Source organism: Methanobrevibacter sp. 87.7 (assembly GCF_002208625.1).
Classification (GTDB): Archaea; Methanobacteriota; Methanobacteria; order Methanobacteriales; family Methanobacteriaceae; genus Methanarmilla.
The window spans coordinates 1-1300 of sequence record NZ_MRCT01000268.1 but is presented as its reverse complement, the minus strand read 5'-3'; the positions used below and the strand labels follow the sequence as shown (position 1 = coordinate 1300).

Below are 1300 nucleotides of genomic sequence, written 5' to 3'. Positions count from 1 at the left end.
AAACACTAAAAACTAGAAAAAACACCAAAAAAACAAAAAATAACACGAAAAACTAGAAAAAACACCAAAAAAACAAAAATTAAAAAATTTAAAGTTAAAAAAAATAGTTTAAATTTTAAAAATCATACATTGTAACTTCAAATTCTTTATAAACATCAATAAGATACTTTGAGAAATCTTTAAATCCAAGTAAGCTTGCTTGATTATATAAATTAAAATACTCTGCAATAGGAATATGTCTTTCACAAACACCATCTTTTAAACAATAGCCACATCCAGTACAAGGAATAGCAACTGAATCATTAATAATATCTGTAGCTTTATTAAGTAATAATACTTCATTAAGTGTTATTGGTTTAAAATCTTTAAATGTGTTAATATTATCTTTTAATTGTTCTAAATTACTTACACCAGATAAAACATAAGATACATTATCTAAACTTCCAGAAAATCTTAAACCCCATTTTGCTATAGAATCTTCTGGATGATAATTTTTTAAGATCTCTTTAGCAGAATCAGGCATATTTACAATAGTTCCCCCTTTTAATGGTTCCATTACTAAAATTTCAAGACCATATTCTAATGCAATTTCATAACATTCGCATGCTTCAATTGATTCATTTTCCCAGTCTACAAAATTAATTTGTAAAAGTATAAAATCAAGTTCAGGATGTTCATCTAAGATACTTTTTAATAATTCTGGTTTATCATGGAATGAAAATCCAATTTTTTTAGCTTTACCTTCTTCTTTTAACTTATTAATAAAACCAAAACAATCTGCATCTTTAAATATTGTTTTACTCCATGTACTTAAATTATGTAACATATAATAATCAAAGTAATCTACACCACATCTTTGGATTTGAATATTAAAGATTTTTTCAATATCTTCTTCTTTTTCAATATCAAATAAAGGTAATTTATTTGATAAGATAAATGAATCTCTTGGATATTTATCAACAAGTGTTTTTTTAATTGCTTTTTCACTTTCACCATTATGATATGGATAAGCTGTATCAAAGAAATTAACATTATTTTCCATTGCAGTATCAACCATTTCTTGTAATTGATCAATATCAATATTTTCCACATTATCCCCAATAATTGGTAATCTCATTAAACCTAAACCAAAATTTGCTGTCATATAAATCAAACCTTAAAAATTAAATTCCATATAATTCTATCTATTTAATATTATTTATATTATTAATCAAAAACACTTTCCATAAATTAAAAATGTTAAAAATTTAATTAGATACACATTAAAGTATTAAATTAAGTAAAAATTAGAATATAATTT

General features: G+C 23.0%; 1 protein-coding gene. It reads right to left on the bottom strand.

Going from position 1 to position 1300, the window contains the following annotated elements:
* Positions 1-115 precede the first annotated feature (115 nt).
* Positions 116-1144, bottom strand: a complete 1029-nt coding sequence (locus tag BGI41_RS08140; protein ID WP_088540199.1) for an aldo/keto reductase — start codon at positions 1142-1144, stop codon at positions 116-118.
* Positions 1145-1300: the final 156 nt, after the last annotated feature.